Annotated in this window: 14 protein-coding genes; 7 read left to right on the top strand and 7 right to left on the bottom strand. The window is 72.1% G+C overall.

The window, feature by feature from the left end; all coding sequences use genetic code 11:
• Positions 1–288: 288 nt before the first annotated feature.
• Positions 289–3,051, top strand: coding sequence for an AAA family ATPase (locus ACIBCT_RS38110; protein WP_399196886.1), 2,763 nt, complete (start codon positions 289–291; stop codon positions 3,049–3,051).
• 354 nt (positions 3,052–3,405) lie between these two features.
• Here the strand turns inward: ACIBCT_RS38110 and ACIBCT_RS38105 are convergent, their stop codons facing one another.
• The gene (locus tag ACIBCT_RS38105) at positions 3,406–4,950 is read right to left on the bottom strand and encodes an MFS transporter (RefSeq protein ID WP_399196885.1); all 1,545 of its coding nucleotides are present in this window, start codon (positions 4,948–4,950) and stop codon (positions 3,406–3,408) included.
• 521 nt (positions 4,951–5,471) lie between these two features.
• Here ACIBCT_RS38105 and ACIBCT_RS38100 point away from each other — a divergent pair.
• On the top strand, positions 5,472–6,260 hold the full coding sequence (locus ACIBCT_RS38100) for a TetR/AcrR family transcriptional regulator (RefSeq protein WP_399196884.1): 789 nt from the start codon (positions 5,472–5,474) through the stop codon (positions 6,258–6,260).
• Positions 6,261–6,360: 100 nt separating this feature from the next.
• On the opposite strand, the gene ACIBCT_RS38095 is transcribed toward ACIBCT_RS38100, so the two are convergent.
• Together ACIBCT_RS38095 and rfbA are read right to left on the bottom strand one after the other, a co-directional pair.
• Positions 6,361–6,708, bottom strand: a complete 348-nt coding sequence (locus tag ACIBCT_RS38095) for a DUF5988 family protein (protein ID WP_399196883.1) — start codon at positions 6,706–6,708, stop codon at positions 6,361–6,363.
• Between the two features lie 91 nt (positions 6,709–6,799).
• Positions 6,800–7,672 carry a glucose-1-phosphate thymidylyltransferase RfbA gene (rfbA, locus tag ACIBCT_RS38090; protein ID WP_399196901.1) on the bottom strand — a complete coding sequence of 291 codons (873 nt, stop codon included), beginning with the start codon at positions 7,670–7,672 and terminating at the stop codon, positions 6,800–6,802.
• Positions 7,673–8,030: 358 nt separating this feature from the next.
• Here rfbA and rfbB point away from each other — a divergent pair, with 358 nt between their 5' ends.
• Positions 8,031–9,002, top strand: coding sequence for a dTDP-glucose 4,6-dehydratase (rfbB, locus tag ACIBCT_RS38085; protein ID WP_399196882.1), 972 nt, complete (start codon positions 8,031–8,033; stop codon positions 9,000–9,002).
• A gap of 195 nt (positions 9,003–9,197) precedes the next feature.
• Here the strand turns inward: rfbB and rfbC are convergent, their stop codons facing one another.
• The gene (rfbC, locus tag ACIBCT_RS38080; protein WP_399196881.1) at positions 9,198–9,797 is read right to left on the bottom strand and encodes a dTDP-4-dehydrorhamnose 3,5-epimerase; all 600 of its coding nucleotides are present in this window, start codon (positions 9,795–9,797) and stop codon (positions 9,198–9,200) included.
• A gap of 272 nt (positions 9,798–10,069) precedes the next feature.
• Here rfbC and manA point away from each other — a divergent pair, with 272 nt between their 5' ends.
• The 4 genes from manA to ACIBCT_RS38060 all read left to right on the top strand — a co-directional run bounded on the left by manA (position 10,070) and on the right by ACIBCT_RS38060 (position 15,168).
• Positions 10,070–11,215, top strand: coding sequence for a mannose-6-phosphate isomerase, class I (manA, locus tag ACIBCT_RS38075; protein WP_399196879.1), 1,146 nt, complete (start codon positions 10,070–10,072; stop codon positions 11,213–11,215).
• Between the two features lie 399 nt (positions 11,216–11,614).
• A complete protein-coding gene (locus tag ACIBCT_RS38070) occupies positions 11,615–12,319 on the top strand; it encodes a hypothetical protein (RefSeq protein ID WP_399196878.1) in 705 nt (234 codons plus the stop codon).
• Positions 12,320–12,432: 113 nt separating this feature from the next.
• Entirely contained in the window at positions 12,433–14,589 is a 2,157-nt protein-coding gene (locus tag ACIBCT_RS38065; protein WP_399196877.1) for an alpha-galactosidase, read from the top strand.
• A gap of 366 nt (positions 14,590–14,955) precedes the next feature.
• A complete protein-coding gene (locus ACIBCT_RS38060) occupies positions 14,956–15,168 on the top strand; it encodes a hypothetical protein (RefSeq protein ID WP_399196876.1) in 213 nt (70 codons plus the stop codon).
• 199 nt (positions 15,169–15,367) lie between these two features.
• Here the strand turns inward: ACIBCT_RS38060 and ACIBCT_RS38055 are convergent, their stop codons facing one another.
• From ACIBCT_RS38055 to ACIBCT_RS38045, 3 genes are read right to left on the bottom strand one after another with little or no spacing between them, the layout of a single operon-like run.
• Positions 15,368–15,775: a VOC family protein gene (locus ACIBCT_RS38055; RefSeq protein ID WP_399196875.1), complete on the bottom strand. Its 408-nt coding sequence runs from the start codon at positions 15,773–15,775 to the stop codon at positions 15,368–15,370.
• A gap of 6 nt (positions 15,776–15,781) precedes the next feature.
• Positions 15,782–16,336, bottom strand: coding sequence for an SRPBCC family protein (locus ACIBCT_RS38050; RefSeq protein ID WP_399196874.1), 555 nt, complete (start codon positions 16,334–16,336; stop codon positions 15,782–15,784).
• Complete coding sequence (locus ACIBCT_RS38045) at positions 16,333–16,695, bottom strand: ArsR/SmtB family transcription factor (protein ID WP_399196873.1); 363 nt, start codon at positions 16,693–16,695, stop codon at positions 16,333–16,335. Before ACIBCT_RS38045 ends, ACIBCT_RS38050 begins: the two co-directional genes overlap by 4 nt.
• Between the last annotated feature and the right edge of the window lie 341 nt (positions 16,696–17,036).

Here is a 17,036-nt window from a genome sequence, read left to right as displayed (position 1 = left end):
TCGCCATCCGTGGATGATCCCGCTGGGTAGACGACGGTAACTCCCGGCTTCATATACACAACGTCGTGATGAAACCGGGGGCGGGGTGATGATGAAATTGCGCGTCCCAGCGTGATGAAATCAGGAACTGTCGCCTTCCCGTATCCGGCACTTCTCCAAAAAAGAGTGGCACTCGGCGCCGTCGGTACGCGATGGTGGGTTCCGCCGAGGTCCCGCCTTTTATACGCCGGATGTTATCGTTCCATCGTCTGTTTTCATCTAGGGACACCGGGGTGAACGGGGAGCCCGATGATATTAATCGAGCGGGACAAGGAAATCACGTTTCTCATCGACCTACTCACGGAGTGTGCGCACTGCCGTGGCCGCGTCGCGACGATCACCGGGCCCACCGCGACGGGCAAGACCGAACTGGTGTACGCCTTCAGCCGGCGCGCCGTGGAATCGGGGGCCATCTGGTTGAGCGCGACCTGCTCGCGGACGGATCAGGACGTGCCGTTCGGGGTGGTGAGCCAGCTCTTCCACAGCGCGGCGCTGCCCATCGACCACTCCTCGCGGGCGGCACGGCTGATCGAGGACGCGGCGCCGGAGTCGAGGTCGCCCTCGGAAAGGCCGCGGGAGTCCGACCGGCTGCGTGCCACCCAGGGTCTGTGGTCCATTGTCCTGGAGCTTTCCAAGACCAATACGGTCCTCATCACCGTGGACGACATCGAATATGCCGATTCCATGTCGTGGCAGCTCCTGTTGAACTTCGTCCACCGCCTCAAGAGTGCCAACGTTCTCATCGTCCTGACCGCCACGGAAGGCTCACAGGACATGGATTCGCATATTGAGGTCGATCTCATGCGCCATCCTCACTACGAGCGGATCGCATTGTTGCCCTTCTCTTACCAGGGCGTCATGAAGATGACCCGCGAATTGATGGGGGATGCCGCCTCGGTAAGATTCGGCCCGGCCTTTCACGGGGTCAGCGGGGGCAACCCGTTACTGGTCAGGGCATTGATGGAGGACACCGGGAACGCGGGCGGCCAGGCGGGCGAGCTCGTCGTCTCGGAGGCTTTCTCCCGGTCGGTGCGCGCACTTCTCTATCGCAGTGACCCGGCCATGCTGACGGTCGCCCAGGGGCTGGCCGTCCTGGGAGATTTCGCACTGCCGTCCCTTCTGGCCGAATTGCTCGACATGCCGGCGTCGAATGTGAAACAGACACTGAATCGTCTTGAGGTCATCGGCATCGTCGACGAGCTGCGTTTCCGACATCCCACCGCCCGGGCGGCCGTGCTCGACGACCTCGAACCGCACGCGCGCCAGGACATGCACCGTCGTGCCGCGCGGCTTCTGCACGCCGAGGGGGCGGCGGCCACGGTGGTCGCCGAGCACCTGCTGGGCTCCGCCCGGTTCCGGGAACCCTGGGCGCTGGCCGAGCTGCGCGAGGCCGCGGAGCAGGCGCTCACCGACGACCGGCACGAGTTCGCGGTCCGGTGCCTGAAGCTCGCCCTGGAGCTGTGCGGCGACGACCCGCACCGCACGCTGATCACGACGGCGCTCGCCCGCGCCGAGTGGCGCATCAACCCGGCCTCGGCCAGCCGGAACGTCGACCGGCTCGTCGTGGCCGCCCGCGGGGACGCGCTCTCCTTCCAGGAGCTGGACACGCTGCTGAGGTTCCTGCTGTGGAACGGGCAGCACGACGAGGCCGCGCGGGTGCTCGAACGGCTGGACGCGCTGGCCACCGAGCCGGGCGCCGACGAGGAGGCGGCCTGGCTCGACATCGTCCGCCACCGGTTGTCGTGCACCCATCCGCCGGTGCTCTCCCGGGCCCGCGCCGTCGCCGTCACCGCTCCGGCCGCCGGGGCGACGGCGTGGACGGCGGCCGGCAGCGGCCCGCACGCGCAGGCGGCGACGCTGCTGACGGGCGTCCTGCGGGACGGCCCGGACGCGGACACGCTCAGGACCGCCGAGCGCGTCCTGCACTCCGTCTCGCTGGACGACGCGAACCTGGAGACCGTGGAGTCGGCGCTCTTCGCCCTGGTCTACTCCGACCGCGCCGACCTGGCCGCGCCGTGGTGCGACGTGATGTACTCCGAGGCCGTACAGCGCCGCGCTCCGACCTGGCGCGCGACGCTCGCCTCGCTGCGCGCGGTGATCGCCCTGCGCCAGGGCGACCTGGTGACCGCCGAGGAGTACGCGCGCGGGGCGCTGGACATCCTGCCCCCGCGCAGCCTCGGGGTCCTCATCGGCCTGCCGCTGGCCGTGCTGATCCGCGCCACCACCGAGATGGGCAAGTACGAGGTGGCCGCGCACCTGCTCAGGCAGCCCATCCCCGACGGCATCCTGCAGACCCGGTTCGGGCTCTACTACCTGCAGGCGCGCGCCCACTACCACCTGGCGACCAGCCACTCGCACGCCGCGCTGAGCGACTTCTCCACCTGCGGGCGGCTGATGCGGGCCTGGGGGCTGGACACCCCCACCCTGGTGCCGTGGCGGCACGGCGCCGCCGCCGCCCTGCTGCAGATGGACCAGCAGGACCAGGCGCGGGCACTGCTGGAGGAGCCCTACGAGCTGCCCGGCGGCGACTCGCTCCGTGCCAGGGGCATCTCCCGCCGCCTGCTCGCCGCGACCAGCGACCTGCGGCAGCGCGCCCCCCTGCTGCGGGAGGCGATCGACATGCTGCAGACCGCGGGCGACCGCCTGGAGATGGCCTACGCGCTGGTCGACCTCACCCACACCCTCAACGAGCTGGGCGAGCCCAACAAGGCGCGGATGATCGGCTACCGCGCCGACAGCGTGGCCGGCGAGTGCCGGGCCGAGCCGCTGCGGCAGGCCGTACGGCACAGCACCGACGGTTACGAGAACGGCGCCGGGGAGAGCATGAACGTGCTCAGCGACGCCGAGCAGCGCGTCGCGTCGCTGGCCGCGCTGGGATACACCAACCGTGAGATCTCCAGGAAGATCTACATCACCGTCAGCACGGTGGAGCAGCACCTGACGCGCATCTACCGCAAGCTCAACGTCAAGGGCCGCAGGGACCTGCCCGCGCAGTTCTCCCAGATGATGTGAGCCGGCGCGACACCGGCGTCGCGCCCCCGTCGCACCTTCTCATCCCACCGCCGGGCGGCGAGGGCCCGGCCCGGTGGGTTCCGTCCTTCGACGGTCCGGCGGGTCCCGTCCTGTGACGGGGCCCGCCTCCGGGGTCTCCGTCCTTCCAGATCTTCGTCCCGGGCGGTCTTCGTCCCGGACGGTCTTCGTCCCGGACGGTCTTCGTCCCGGGTGGTCTCCGTCCCGGGCTGGTCCGCGGCGGGACGGGTCCCGGCCCGCCGGTTCGGGGGCGTGGCCGGGGACCGGGACCCGCGCGGGAACCGGTGCCGTCCGCCTCCGCCGGAGGGGCGCCGGGGCGGGGGACGGCGAGCCGGTTCACTCGATACGGCTGTCCACCGGGGTGGCGTCCATCCGTACCTCTCGGAGAAGGATCGTGGCCAGGACCGCCGTCAGCGCCATGATGGCGGCTCCCAGGATGGCGGCCACCTGCATGCCGCTGGTGAAGGCCGTCCGGGCGACGTCGAGCAGGACCGTCGCGGCCTGGTCGGGCAGCCGCTCGGCCACCCCTATCGCGCCGCCCAGGGTCTCGCGCGCCACCAGGGCCTGCTCGGGCGGCAGGCCGGCGGCGCCACCGGCCTCGACGAACTGCTCGCTGTAGACGGCCAGTCCTATGCTGCCCAGGATGGCGATGCCGAGCGCGCCGCCCAGCTCGGTGGAGGCCTCCATCACCGCGGACGCCGAACCGGCCCGCTCGGGCGGGGCGAGCGCGACGATCACGTCGGAGGCGACCGCCTGCACCGCTCCGATCCCCGATCCCAGCAGGATCAGGCCGACGATGAGGAACCACCGCTCGGAGGAGACGTCGATCTGGCTCATCACCGCGAACCCCCAGGCGGCGAGCATCATGCCGCCGCCCATGATGTACCCGGGGCGTACCCGCTGGGCGATCACGGCGGCCAGCATGGAGCCGACGAGGGCGCTGCCGGCCGCGGGCAGGGTCAGCAGTCCCGCGGTGAACGGCCGCAGCCCCAGCACCATCTGCAGGTACTGCGCGATGAAGTAGAACAGTCCCACCAGGGCGAAGATCGCGAGTGTGCTCGTGACCAGGGACATGGTGAAGCCCCGGTTGGAGAACAGCCGCAGGTCCAGCATCGGGTGCGGCAGCCTGCGCTGCCTGCGCAGGAACGCGATGCCGACGAGCACGCCGGCCGCGACGCTGAGCAGCGCCTGGGCGCTGAAGTCGTCGGCGGCGAACTGCTTGACGCCGTAGACCACCGGCAGCACGGCCGCCAGCGACAGCACGGCGCTGAAGATGTCGAACGGCCCCGGGGCGGGATCGCGGTACTCGGGGAGCAGGAGCGGCCCCAGGATCAGCAGCAGGACCATGACCGGGACATTGATCATGAACACCGAGCCCCACCAGAACCGCTCCAGCAGCCAGCCGCCGATGATCGGCCCCAGCACGCTGCCCCCGGCGAAGCCCGCGGCCCACAGGGCGATGGCCATCCTGCGCTGCCCCGCGTCGTGGAACATGTTGCGGATCAGCGCCAGGGTGGGGGGCATCAGGCTCGCCGCCGCCGCGCCCTGCAGGGCACGGGCCGCGATGAGCAGGTCGGCGTTGGGCGCGTAGGCCGCGACGACGGAGGTGATGCCGAACGCGGTCGCGCCGAGCAGCAGCAGTTTCCTGCGGCCGATCCTGTCCCCCAGCGCGCCCATCGTGATCAGCAGGCCGGCCAGCAGGAAGGCGTAGATGTCGACGATCCACAGCAGCTGGGGACCGGTCGGCGCGAGGTCCGCGCTCAGGAAGGGGAGCGCGAAGTACAGCACGGTCACGGTCACGGAGATGAGCAGGACGGGAAGGACCAGCACCGCGAGCCCGAGCCACTCCTTCCGCCCGGCTCTGGTTACGCCCTGTGTCACGGCCACAACTCCTCGGGTACTTTGTACGTCGAATCGGCGCATACATCGTACGCACATTCTTCGGACGTATGCAACGACTAATCCTCTGTCGGCCGGATCCCGTTCCGATTTGCAGGTCAAACGGTATAAGAGTAACAATCTTGCTTCATGGGAGGGACGTCCCACCGTGAAACGTCACACCGGGAAGGCTTATTACGTCACAGAATCGATGTGTTAGAGTTTCGTCACACACCATGGGTATGCCGCAACCGGACGGGGACCACATGTTGACGTGCGCACAGTGCGGGAAGCCACTGCAGGCTCCACCTCGGGGAAGACGCCCGCGGTACTGCTCCCGCGCCTGTCAGGCGCGGGCCTATCGGGCCCGGAGCGCGGAGCGGGCCGCGGCGCCCACCCTGCGGGCCACCTCTCCCGCCGTGTGGGACAGGAGCGGGGCCGTCGGCGAGCATCCGCCGCCCCGCGCCCGGGAGGAGGTGGGGGAACACCACGAGCCACCGGCCGGTCTGAGCACGGAGCGGATCGTGCGCACCGCGATCCAGATCGCCGACAGCGAGGGGCTGGACGCGCTGTCCATGCGCCGCGTGGCGGCCGAGCTGGGGGCCGGCACGATGTCGCTGTACCGCTACGTGTCGGGCAAGGACGCGCTCGTCGAGCTGATGGTGGACGCGGTGTTCGGGGAGAGCTCCTATCCCACCACCCTGCCGGGGAACTGGCGCACCCGGCTGGAGGTCGCGGCCAGGCGGGAGTGGGGGATGTACTCCCGGCATCCGTGGGCGCTGCGGGTCATCGCCACCCCCCAGCCCCCGATCGGGCCGAACGTGCTGGCCGACGTGGAGTGGGCGATGCGCGCCATGGACGGGCTCGGCCTGGATCCCACGACGATGCACTGGGTCGCCATCATGGTCAGCGCCCAGGTGCAGGGGGCGGCGCTGCTGCTGGTGAACGAGTTCGAGACCGAGCGGCGCACCGGCGTCACCACCAGGCAGTGGCGTGCGTCCAAGACGCCGATGCTCCTGGAGATCCTGGAGTCCGGGCAGTTCCCCATGCTGTCCAGGCTGTACGCGGAACAGGGCGACGCGATCGACATCGACAAGTGGTTCGAGTTCAGCCTGCGGCACCTTCTCGACGGTCTCGCCGTGCTGATCGAGGGCACGGACAGGGGACCGTCGCGCGGGGCCGGACCGGCGGGAGAGACCGGACGGGTGGACGGGACGAAGCAGGTGGACGGGGCGAGGCAGGCCGGCGGGACCGGGCCGGTGAACGGGGCGAAGCAGGCCGAGCCGGACACGGCGCGCGGCCTGACGACGTAGCCATCCCGCCGGAACGCCGTCCGCCGCGGGCCGTCCGGGAAGGTCGTCCCCGGACGGCCCGCGGTCCGGGCGGGGAGCGCCGGCGAGGTCCACGGCCGCGCTACTCGGCGATTCTCGTCCGGGTCGTCCAGCGGAAGACCACCGGACCCGGGACGTCGGAGACGGGGGACATCGGGGACACGGGGGGCACGGGGGGCACGGGGGACAGCGCGACGGCGGGGGGCGCGACGGGCCGCTCGAAGTGCTCGTAGCCGTTCCCCCACGGGACCTTTATCTTGCCGTAGGCGGCCGTCGCGTCGTCGACGCGCACGGTCCGCGGGATGTCGGCGGGCCCGCCTTCGAGCGTGATGTCGACGTACGCGCCCGCGGGCGGCGGCACGACGGCCGCGGCGTGGACGCGGACGTCCGTCCCGCCTTCCTGCCCGCCCTGTTCGAGAGAGACGCTCACCTGGAATACCTCCCGGTCGGTGTGTTCGGCCGGCGTGGCCCGCCGGCCCGGCGCGGATCCCTTCCGCGCCGTCCGGGCGCGAAGGCCCGGCTCAGCGGAACTCTGCGGCGACGAGGCGCACGTAGCGGCCGTACGCCGAGGCGGAGAGCTCGGCCCCCAGCCGGTCGCAGGCCTCGGCGTCGATGAACCCCATGCGCAGCGCGATCTCCTCGACACAGGCGATGCGCACGCCCTGCCGGTTCTCCAGCGCCTGCACGTACTGGGTGGCCTGCACGATCGACTCCGGCGTGCCCGCGTCGATCCAGGCGAACCCCCTGCCCAGGTCGCGCAGGCGCGCCCTGCCCTGTTCCAGGTAGGTGAGGTTGACGTCGGTGATCTCCAGCTCGCCCCGCGCGGAGGGCCGCAGGTTCTTGGCGATGTCGATCACGTCGTTGTCGTAGAGGTAGAGGCCGACGATCGCCCTGTTGGAGCGGGGCCTGGCGGGCTTCTCCTCGATCGAGACGAGCCGTCCCTCGGCGTCGGTCTCACCGATGCCGTACCGCTCGGGGTCGCTGACCGGGTAGCCGAACAGCACGCAGCCGTCCACGTTCGCGGTCTCCGTCTGCAGGATGTCGAAGAAGGAGTTGCCGTGGAAGATGTTGTCGCCGAGCACCAGCGCCACCGGGTCCTGGCCGATGTGGTCGGCGCCGATGACGAAGGCGTCGGCCAGGCCCTTGGGCTCGTCCTGCTGGGCGTAGCTGATGTCGAGCCCGAGGTGCGAGCCGTCGCGCAGCAGACGGGCCAGTTGCGGCAGGTCCCCCGGGGTGGAAATGACGAGGATCTCCCGGATGCCGGCGAGCATGAGCGCCGACAACGGATAATAGATCATCGGTTTGTCATTCACCGGCAGCAGCTGTTTCGATACGGCGAGAGTCAGAGGATATAACCTCGTGCCGTGACCGCCTGCGAGAATAATGCCTTTCATGGAAAAGCCCTTCATGACGAATCCGGCCGGTGAAGGTCGATCAGACGGGAATCCGGCCGGTAGAGGAAGACTCACACGGGTCTTAGAGGGCATCAACCCCCTACCCTCTCCCCTCGCCCCCCTATTTCCGGCCGGTGATTTGTTTTTCCCCGGTCAGGGCTTCTCACCCCGCATCCCGCGCCCTACAGTCGAAGGCGCGGCCCGTGAATTCCGTGACGATGAAACGCGGCTGAAAGCCGTTCCGGGACACGTGCCGTAATTCGGGCGCCCGCGCATGAACAGAGGGGCGTCGCCCCCGCGGCGCCTACGGTCCCGGAACCAGGTCTCCCGTCAGCGATCACAGCGAGGTGCATCTCCGATGAGAATTCTCGTCACCGGGGGCGCCGGATTCATCGGCTCCCACTACGTTCGTACCCTTCTCGGCACGGACGGCCCGGAAACAATCACGGTTCTGGACAAGCTCACCTATGCCGGCAATCCCACCAACCTCGACACGGTCCGCGACAGCGATCGTTTCGCCTTCGTCCAGGGCGACGTCTGCGACGCCGGGCTCGTCGGCGAGCTCGTCGCCGCGCACGACCAGGTGGTGCACTTCGCCGCCGAGTCCCACGTCGACCGGTCGATCCTCGGCGCCGACGCGTTCGTGCGGACCAACGTGGTGGGGACCCAGACGCTGCTGGACGCCGCGCTGCGCCGGGAGGCGACGTTCGTGTACGTCTCCACCGACGAGGTGTACGGGTCGATCGCGGAGGGGTCCTGGCCGGAGACCGACCCGCTGAGCCCCAACTCCCCCTACGCGGCCTCCAAGGCGGCCGGTGACCTGCTGGCGCTCTCCTACCACCGCACCCACGGGCTGGACGTGCGGGTGACCCGCTGCTCCAACAACTACGGGCCCCACCACTTCCCTGAGAAGGTCATCCCGCTGTTCATCACCAACCTGCTCGACGGGCTGAAGGTCCCGCTGTACGGCGACGGCCTCAACGTGCGCGACTGGCTGCACGTGGACGACCACGTCCGGGGCATCGAGCTGGTCCGCACCTCGGGCCGTCCCGGCGAGGTCTACAACATCGGCGGCGGCACCGAGCTGAGCAACAGGGAGCTCACCGACCTGCTGCTGGAGGCGCTGGGCGCGGACGAGAGCAGCATCGCCTACGTGGAGGACCGCAAGGGCCACGACCGTCGCTACTCGGTCGACTGGAGCAAGATCGAGAAAGAGCTCGGCTACCGGCCGGCGAAGGACTTCACCACCGGCCTGGCCGAGACCGTGGACTGGTACCGGGACAACCGCGCCTGGTGGGAGCCGCTCAAGGCGGGTGTGCGGGCCGTCTGACCCCGCCGCCGTGCCGTCCGTGCCGTCCGTGCCGTCCGCGCCGCCCCGCACCGCCCGGTGCGCGGGACGGCGCGGCGAGGACGACGGACGGATCCGCTCCACGGCCCGGCCCCGATCCGGTCCGGGCCCGCCCGGTCCGATGCACGGGCGACGGGCCCGCTCCGGTGTACGGGCGGGCCCGGTGGGCGTGCGGTCTCAGCTGCGCAGCTTGGCGTACAGCAGGTCGCACTCCTCGTAGCGCGGGAGCAGGCCCGAACGGCGGGCCTCGGCGAGCGTCGGGGCCGAGGCGTCCTTGGGCGACAGCAGGGGCCTCACCCCCGCGGGCCACTCGATCCCCAGCTCCGCGTCCATCGGGTCGATCCCGTGCTCGCGTCCGGGCGCGTACCCCTCGGAGCAGAGGTACACCACGGTGGCGTCGTCGGACAGCGCCATGAAGGCGTGCCCGAGCCCCTCGGAGATGTAGACGGCGCGGTGCTCCTCGTCGTCCAGGAGCACCGCCTCCCACCGCCCGAAGGTGGGCGATCCCACCCGGATGTCGACGACCACGTCGAAGACCTCGCCCCGGACGCACGTGACGTACTTGGCCTGGCTCGGCGGGACGTCGGCGAAGTGGACGCCGCGCAGGGTGCCCCGCCGCGAGATCGAGCAGTTCGCCTGCGCCAGGGACATCCCCTGACCGGCGGCCTCCCTCAGGTCCCCCTCGCGGAACCACTCGTGGAAGCTGCCCCGGTCGTCGGGGTACACCTTCGGCTCGAACACCCACGCACCGTCGATTCCGAGCGGGCGCATGCTCATCTCACTGTCTCCTTCCGGGGTGGCCCCTCGCGCGAAACGGCGTGCCAGGGGCGGGAACGGTGAGGCCATGGACGCGTCAGGGCCCTTTCCCAGCGGAGTCTCCAGGACCCCGTATCACCTGAAAACCCCTCATCTCGGACCTACGGCAGGGGTGGGACGCCCGTGCCCCCCTATCGCGGTCGCCGGGGAACCGGGCAGGCGAGGCGCGTAGCATCGGCGTTCTGCGCTACTCATTCGGCCTCCCCTCACGGACCCAGGGACACAAGACGATCATGAACGACTCCCGTACCCCCGCCGCCCGCGCGACGGCCGGCACGATCGGCCTCCTGCGCAACCCGGTGAAGAACTACGACTGGGGATCGCACACGGCCATCGCCACGCTGACCGGGCGGCCGTCCCCGGCCGAGCGGCCCGAGGCGGAGATGTGGTTCGGCACCCACCCGTCGGGGTCCTCGTCGGTGCTGCGGGACGGGACCTGGCACTCCCTCGCCGACGCGGTCGCCGCCGACCCGGTGGCCGAGCTGGGCCCGGAGACCGTCGAGCGGTTCGGCTCCCGGCTGCCGTACCTGCTGAAGCTGATCGCGGTGGACCTGCCGCTGTCGCTGCAGGTGCACCCCTCGCGGGAGCAGGCCGAGGAGGGCTTCGCCCGGGGCACCTACGTCGACCCGTTCCCCAAGCCGGAACTGATCTGCGCGCTGACCCCGTTCACCGCGCTGGCCGGGTTCCGGCCGCCCGGGGAGGCCGCCGCGCTCATCGGCGGGCTGGGCCTGCCGGCGCTGGAGCCGATCGTCGCCCCGCTGGCGGCCGGGGACACCTCCGCCGCGCTGCGCGCGCTGGTGGAGTGGCCCAAGGAGGGCCGGGCCGAGCTGCTGGACGCGATCGCGCGGGCCGCGTCGGCCGACGGCGGCCCCGACCACGAGCTGGTCGTCCGGCTGGCCGGGATCCATCCCGAGGACCCGGCCTGCCTGGCACCGCTGTTCCTGCGGCGCCACGACCTGCGGCCGGGTGAGGCGATCTTCCTCGGCGCGGGGGTCCTGCACTGCTACCTCAGCGGCTTCGGCGTGGAGATCATGGGCGGCTCGGACAACGTGCTGCGCGCCGGGCTGACCGGCAAGCCGATGGACGTGGAGGAACTGCTGCGGGTCACCGACCCCTCGGTCCCGGCGCTGCGGATCGAGCCGCAGGACGGCCTCTACCGCACCCCCGCGCCCGAGTTCCGGCTCGGCACGGCCGTGCCCGGCCCCGGCCTCGTCCTGCGGGGCGGGCCGCCGCGCATCCTGCTCTGCACCGCCGGCGAGGTCGAGGGCGGCGGGCACACCCTGCGTCCCGGCGAGTCGGTGTTCGTGCCCGCCTCGTACGGGCCGATCGAGCTGAGCGGTTCCGGGACGCTCTTCTGGGCGGAGCCGGGCACGAACTGACGCGCCTGGAGCCTGCGGGCCGGTGGGGCGGGCCGGAGCGGTGGCCGGGCGATGGCGGAGCGGTGGCGGGGCGGTGACGGGGCGATGGCGGGGCGATGGCGGGGCGGTGGCGGGCGTCTTCATACCGGCCCGCTATGACGGGTAACCGCACGGCCCGGCGGAGCGTCCCCACCTGCGAGGCTGGAGGTATGTGATGACACCGTCGGACATCCTCGCGGATCCGGACCTTCGTCTGGAACTGATCCTGGTCGAGGTGCTGCACCACGAAGCCGAGCGGCTCGCCACCGGTTGAGCGGCCGGGTCCCGGCTTGGACGAGGGAAGCCGGGCCCCGGCCGGGCCCGTGGGAGACGGCCCGGGGCCGAAGGTGTCACGGCCACGCCGGCGGGCACGGATCCCGGATGTCATCACCGAACTCGGCCGTGCTCAGGCACGGTGACAGCGTGACCCACCGTCTCGCCCGCACGGTCGCCAGGGCGCGCCGGGGACGAAGGGCGCTGCACCCCGGGGGCGTCACCCTGAGCGGGGTCCTGACCGTCGGGACGGAGACGTCCAGGCCCCTGGGCATCGGCGTCCTGGACCGGCCGGGGCGGACGGAGGTCACCGTCCGCCTGTCCAAGTCGACCTCGACGCCGGGGGCCCTGCCCGACGTGCTCGGCCTGGCCGTACGCGTCCCGGACGGCGCCGGGCCCGGCCGCGACCTCGACCTGCTGCTGTCCACCTGCGCCCCGCTCCCGCCGCTGGACCGGCTGCCCTTCCCGCGCGGCGGTTTCACGGCCGGGCGGTACTCCACCCTCGTCTCCTACGTGCACCGCAAGGGAAGGCTCCGCCTGGTGGCCGACCCGTCGGGCCCGCCGGTGCCGCCGGACCTCGCCCGGCTGAGCGGTGGCCGCCTCACCTTCCACCTGCGGGCCCTGCCCTCGCGCGGGCGGCCGTGGACCCTGGCGACGCTGACGGTCGACGGCGGGCCCCCGCTGCCGGACGTCTCCTTCGACCCGGTCCTGAACGCCCATCCCGAGCTCCGCATGCCCGGATGGCTGGCGCGGTTCCGGCGGCGGGCGTACGCGGGTTCCCGCGAGGGCCGCGAGGGGACCCCGCCGTCCTGACCGCCCGGCCGCCGGCCACCGCGTTCCCGGCCCGTTAGTGTCTGGCCAGGACCTCCTCGGCGTCCCGCCGTCCCGCCGGTGCCGGCGGTGGCCCCTCACGAGCGGAGCAGAGCATGCCCATCACCCCGGTGGCCGAACGCACCTGGGCGGCCGTCACCCCGGCCTCCACGTACCTGTTCGGCGTGGAGACCGGCGCCGACGCCGGCACCGACGTCCGCGTCGTGCAGTGGTACTGGGGGCCGAGGCTGCCCGAGGCGGCACTGGCCGAGGCCGCGCGGTTCCCGATCCCGCGCCAGGAGACGGGGTTCCTCGACCCGCGCGACGTCGACGAGCTGCTGCCGGTGGACGGCGGGCGGCGCTGGGGGGTGCCGTCGCTGCAGGCCGTCTACGAGGGCGGGGTGCGTTCGGTCGAGCTGTCCTACGTGGAGGCCGTCACGGGGCCCGGCGAGATCGAGCTGGTCCTGCGCGACGAGGCGTACGGCCTGCGGGTGGGCCTGCACGTGCGCTGCGCCGAGGACACCGACGTCGTCGAGCGGTGGGTCACGGTGGCCAACGAGGGCGCGGCCCCGGTGCGGTTCGGCAGGCTCGACTCCGGCAGCTGGGTCCTTCCCGAGCGGCCCGCCCACCGCTGTACCGGGGTCTTCGGGGCGTGGGGACGCGAGACGCAGCTCCAGCGGACCGGGCTGCCGGTCGGGGAGACGACGTTCACCAGCAGGACCGGCACCACCGGCCACCGCGCCAACCCGTGGATCATGATCGACGCCGGGGACGCCACCGAGGAGAGCGGCGAGGTGTGGACCGTGGCGCTGGCCTGGAGCGGCTCCTGGCGGCTCACCGCGCAGCACCGGTCCGAGGGCGACGTCGCGGTGACCTGCGGTTCCGGCCACGACGGGCCGCACGCGCACCTGGCGCCGGGCGAGCGCCTGCGCACCCCGTCCGCGCTCGGCCTGTACGCCGACGGAGGGTACGGTGCCGCGAGCCGGGCCTGGCACGCCTACACCCGCGGCCACGTCCTGCCCGCGCCGGACGAGGAGCGGCCGGTCCTCTACAACTCCTGGGAGGCCACCGGCTTCGACGTCTCCGAGGCGGGTCAGCTCGAACTGGCCGCCAGGGCCGCCGGACTGGGCGCCGAGCTGTTCGTGGTGGACGACGGCTGGTTCGGCACCCGCGACCGCGACTCGCGCGGCCTCGGGGACTGGTGGCCCAGCCCCGGCCGCTTCCCCGACGGGCTCACCCGCCTCTTCGACGGGGTCCGCGCCCTCGGCATGGTCCCCGGGCTCTGGGTCGAGCCGGAGATGGTCAACCCCGACAGCGACCTGTACCGCGCCCGCCCGGACTGGGTCCTGCACCACCCCGGGCGGCGCCGCGACACCATGCGCAACCAGCTCGTGCTCAACTTCGCCCGTACCGACGTGCGCGAGTGGGCGATCGGCTGGCTCGACGGCCTGGTGGGCGAGTACCACCTGGCCTACCTGAAGTGGGACATGAACCGCAGCTTCAGCCAGGCGGGCTGGCCCGAGGCCGGGGAGCGCGCGGACATGCTCTGGATCGAGCACACCGACGGCGTCCACGCCGTCATGGACGAGCTGCGCCGGCGCCGTCCCGGCCTGCGGATCGAGTCGTGCTCGGGGGGCGGCGGCCGGGTCGACCTGGCCGTGCTGCGCCGCACCGACCTGGTGTGGACCTCCGACAACACCGACGCCCGCGACCGGCAGACCATCCAGCACGGCTTCTCGTACCTGTACCCGGCCGGGACGATGTCGGCCTGGGTGACCGACAGCCCCAACCCGCACACCCGCAGGCGGGTGCCGCTGCGCTACCGCTTCCACGTCGCGATGGCCGGGATCCTGGGCATCGGCGGGAACCTGACGGCGTGGAGCGCCGAGGAGCTGGCCGAGGCCGCCGGCCTGGTCGCGGCCTACAAGGCGATCCGCCCGGTCGTGCAGCACGGCCGCCTGTACCGCCTGGCGGGCACGCCCGGCCTGACCGCCTCGGCCGTGCAGTACGTCCTGGACGACCGGGTCGTGGTGCTCGCCTACAACCCGTTCACGCTGGACGGGCGGCCACCGAGGCGGCTGCGCCTGGCCGGGCTCGACCCCGAGGCCGTCTACGAGGTCGTGACGAGCGAGGCGGCGACGACCGCACCGGTGGGCTCCCGCTGGCACGGCCGCACGCTGACGGCCCACGGGCTCATCCTGCCGTCCTGGCTCCCCAACGGCCCCGACTACCGCAGCGAGCTGCTGGAACTGCGCCGCGTGGGGACACCCTGACGGCTCCCGTGACGGCTCCCGGGGGGCGGCTTTCCCGAAGGCGGCTCCCGTGGGCGGCTCCCCCGGGCGTCCCTCGCGGGCCGCACCCGGACACGACCCCGGGCTCGACGTCCGGACGCGGCTTCCGGGGGCCGTTCCCGGGGCGGGGTTCCTCGAGGACGGCTCCCCCGGGACGGGGCGGTGAACGTTTCACCCCGCCGCACCCCAACCCCCGCCCCCACCTGCGCGCCTCCCCCCACCGGCCGGGACGATCGGGCGTGACCTGTACCCGGATGATCGCCGATGTGATACTTCCGGTGCCCGCCGTCCCGGGGGGAGACGGGGCCTTCCGGTGGAACGCCCGTCGCGCACGAGAAAGAAGGACTCATGGCCAAAGCACGTGCCCTGCTCGCCTCGGTGGTTCTGGCCGGTGGCCTGACGGTCGCCCTCGGGGCGGCACCGGCCGAGGCCGCCACCCTCAGGAACGTCTACTACTACGACTGGGACTGCCACCGGGTGGGCAACCTCGGCATCTCCAGCGGCTGGTGGACCTCGTACACCTGCAACCCCGAGCACGGCTACTGGTTCCTCTACGCCTGACTCCCGCGGGGTCCCGGCGCCGCCCGCGGGTCTCCCCCGGCCGGAGCCGCTGCGTCACGCCGTGCACGCCACCCGGGCGCGGGGTCCCGGCTCCCCTCGCCGGAGCCGGGACCGACGATCATCGGATCGTCCCGGCCGCCCGCGGGGTCACCGGCCATGCCCGGCCGGTACGGCGCCCCCTCCCCGGATCCGGCCCGCGCTACCCGCGATCGGAGATCTGCTGCACGGCCCAGCCGTTGCCGTCCGGGTCGCTGAAGAAGAAGAACCCGACGTTGTCGAGGGGGTCGGGCATGGGCCTCGGGTTCTCGCCCAGGACCTGGATCTCGCCGACCTCCACCCCGCGCCCGGCGAGCTCGGCATGCGCCTTGTGGATGTCCGGGACCACCAGCTGCAGCCCTCGCAGCGAGCCGGGCGGCATGTCCTCGACGAACCCCTTCCCGATGACGACCGAGCAGCCCGACCCCGGAGGGGTCAGCTGCACGATGCGCACCTCGTCACCGACCCTGGTGTCGTGGTCCACGGTGAAGCCGAGCCGTTCGGCGTAGAAGGTCTTCGCGCGGTCCACGTCCGAGACGGGGACCACCACCACTTCCAGCGTCCAATTCATGATCGTTCACCTTTTCGTCGCGTGCCCCTGGCCGGTCCCGGCCAGGAGGTCGTGTTCCGGCCGGGGGTTCCCGGACCGGCCGGGCGTCCGGGCGAGCAGCCCGGCGAGCCGGTCGTAGCCCTCGGCGACACCGCGCGCCATCGGGTAGCCGAGCACGATGTCGCGGCCCTCGCGGGTGGCGTACAGCACCGTGCTGGTCAGGGTGGTCCTGCCGTCCCGCTCGGTGAACGCGTGGCTGACCAGCGTCTCCCCGGGGTAGGACTGGTCGTCGAACGTCTCGGTGTGGACCAGGCGGCCGGGGGGCGAGACCACCCGGTACACGCCGCCCTGTCCCATCTCCGCGCCGCCGGGGCCGCGGGACACGAAGCGCCAGCGGCCGCCGACGCGGAGGTCGACCTCGCAGACGACCAGGTTCCAGCCGCGGGCGCCGTACCACCGCACGAGCAGTTCGGGCCTGGTCCACGCGTCGAACACCATGCGCCGGGGGGCGTCGAAGACGCGGGTCAGCACGATCTCCCTGTCGGTCGGCGTCGTCACCTCCAGGGCTCCGGCGCCGTTCACGAGGCCCCTTCCGGTTTGCCCCCGCGGGTGCCCTCCTCGGCCTTGAGCTCGTCGAACAGCGCGTCCAGGCGCTGGTAGCTCTCCTCCCAGTAGCGGCGGTAGTTCTCCAGCCAGTCGGTCGCGGCCTTGAGCGAGCGCGCCTCCAGCCGGCACGGCCGCCGCTGCGCGTCGCGGCCGCGCGAGACGAGGCCGGCCCGCTCCAGCACCTTGAGGTGCTTGGAGACGGCCGGCTGGCTCATCCGGAACGGCGCGGCCAGCTCCGTCACCGTGGCCTCCCCCGAGGCCAGCCGGGCCAGGATGGCCCGCCGCGTCGGATCGGCCAGCGCGGCGAACGTCGCATCGAGCAGGTCCGGGCTCATGTACATAACCCCTTCGTTCAATAACCAAGTGGTTTTATACAGGGGCCCGGACCGGCCGTCAACCGCCGCCTCGCCGCATGCCGCGGTGGACTCCCCCGTCACCCACCCCGTCATCCACCACGCCACCCACTACAACCACCCGGTTCCCGGACCGGGACGGGTCTCGGGCCGGCAAGAGCACCGACGGCCCGGGCGGGAGGCCGAGGACGCCGCACCACTCCGCGAACGAGCGCGCCACGACCCGCCCGCGCCGCCGGTGGGGCAGGTCCCGGGGGCGGCCGCGCCGGTCCGTTCCGCCCGTCCGCGCGCCCGGAACCGCACGGGATCCGGGCACTTGGGAC

This window comes from Streptosporangium sp. NPDC050855 (genome assembly GCF_044456585.1).
Classification (GTDB): Bacteria; Actinomycetota; Actinomycetes; order Streptosporangiales; family Streptosporangiaceae; genus Streptosporangium; species Streptosporangium longisporum.
The sequence above is the reverse complement of the archived record's forward strand: the minus strand, read 5'-3'. Positions and strand labels throughout refer to the sequence as shown.